This is a genomic window from Bacillota bacterium, assembly GCA_040754675.1.
Classification (GTDB): domain Bacteria; phylum Bacillota; class Limnochordia; order Limnochordales; family Geochordaceae; genus Geochorda.
In genome coordinates this window covers 1-1,836 of record JBFMCJ010000713.1, presented here as the reverse complement: position 1 = coordinate 1,836, position 1,836 = coordinate 1, and the positions used below count along the sequence as shown (strand labels likewise).

Genomic DNA, 1,836 nt, shown 5'->3' with positions numbered 1-1,836 from the left:
GGGCTGCTGGTCGCTTACCTGGGATTGTCAGCGTTCGTGACGACCCTCGCCACGATGACGGCGTTCCGCGGCTTGGCCCTGTGGTACACGGACGGCGCCACCGTCTTTGGCCTGCCCGACCGCTTCCTGGTGGTGGGGCAGGGGGCGGTGGGAGCCATCCCGGTTCCGGTGCTGCTGATGGCGGCGGCGCTGTTGGCGAGTTGGGCCGTGCTCACTCATACCACCACCGGGCGGCGCTGGTATGCGGTGGGCGGCAACCCCGAGGCGGCCTACCTGTCCGGGGTCAACGTGCGGCGAATGAGGTTTGCGGCGTTCGTCATCTCAGGGATGGGCGCGGCGGTGGCGGGCATCGTCCTGACAAGCCGCCTCGCCTCGGCCCACCCCCTGGCCGGCGAGCCGTTCATGCTCACATCCATCGCCGCCGTGTTCCTCGGGATGACCATGTTCAAGGAGGGGCAGCCCAACGTCCCCGGTTCGACCGTGGGCGTCCTGATTCTCGGTACGCTGAGCAACGGCCTCAACATCCTGCAGGTCAACACCTACATCCAGGACGTGCTCACCGGCTTCATCATCGTCGCGGCCGTCCTGGTGTCCCGACTGGCGGGGAACCGCACGTGAGCCCTCGGATGCCTTCCCTGGCGGATGCCTTCGCCCGAGCCCGCCAGGAGTCACGCCTGGCCCTGATCGGGTATCTCCCGGCGGGCTTCCCGGAACCCTCGCGCTTTGCGGCGGCGGTGCGGGCGGCGGCTGCCAGCGGGTTGGACGTGCTGGAACTGGGGCTGCCGGTTCCGGCCCCCCACCTCGACGGCCCCATCATCCGCTCAGCCTTAAAGGTCCAGCGGTCGCTCGGCATCGACTTCCACGAGGCGCTTCGCCTGGGCGCGGCCGTGCGCCGGGCGGCAAAGCTTCCCGTTGTGGCCATGGGGTATGCGGCTCAGCTCGAACCGGGCACAGACCCGGCCCGGGCGGCGGGCGAAGCCGCTCGCCACATCGCAGCCGCCGGGCTGGACGGCGTGCTCTTCCCCGACTTGAGCCATGAGGCATTCGCCGCGCTTGCAGCGCACGCCGCCTCCTCGGGCATCGCGGCGGTGGGCTTCATCCGGCCGGAAGACACGACAGAAGGCGTGGAGAGCGTGCTGGCGGCCTGCGCCCGCCTCGACGGGACATTCGTCTACGTTCAGAGTTGCGCGCCCCAGACCGGGGGCCCGGTGGACCTTGCGGCCACAGCCCGCCTTGTTCGTCACGTGGTGGAAGCCCGGGGCAACCAGGCGCTTCCCGTTGCGGTCGGCTTTGGGATTCAGACCCCGGAACACGTGGCGTACCTTCGGAAGCTCGGCGTAGAGGGCGTGATTGTGGGCACCGCCCTGGTCGAAGCGGCCGAGGGAAGCAGCCAGGCGGTTGGCCAGACGGTGGCGGCGCTGGCCCGCGCCGCACGGGGGTGAACATCGTGGTAGAGGACGTTATCGCCGCCCTTGACATCGGGACCACAGCGGTCAAAGCGGCTCTGGTCAGGGGAGACGGGCTTATTGTCGAGACCGCCTCCCGGTCGTACGGTATCGAGACGGGCCCGGGAGGCGTCATGGAACAGCGCCCCGAGGCCTGGTGGGTGGCGGCGTGCGAGGCCATGCGGGCATGCCACCCGGAACGCTTTGCCGTCGCGGCGCTCGGGCTCAGCGGGCAGATGCAGGATCTGATTGCCGTCGCCCCTTCCGGGCCGCTTCGCCCGGCCATCCTTTATGCGGACACCCGGGCGGCCCAGGAGGCCGCCCAGGTGGAACAGGTTTGGGGAGCGGAGCGGTGGCAAGCGACGACCGGCAATCTGCAGGACGCTTCCAG

General features: G+C 69.8%; 3 protein-coding genes. All 3 read left to right on the top strand.

Annotated elements, in window-relative coordinates:
* Positions 1-618 (top strand): ABC transporter permease (locus AB1609_22835; protein MEW6049270.1); only part of this gene is annotated, 618 nt, incomplete at its 5' end.
* The gene (gene trpA / locus AB1609_22830) at positions 615-1,442 is read left to right on the top strand and encodes a tryptophan synthase subunit alpha (protein MEW6049269.1); all 828 of its coding nucleotides are present in this window, start codon (positions 615-617) and stop codon (positions 1,440-1,442) included. The genes AB1609_22835 and trpA, both read left to right, overlap by 4 nt.
* A 5-nt stretch (positions 1,443-1,447) precedes the next feature.
* Positions 1,448-1,836, top strand: a 389-nt coding sequence (locus tag AB1609_22825; GenBank protein ID MEW6049268.1) for an FGGY family carbohydrate kinase, incomplete at its 3' end; no start/stop codon positions are given.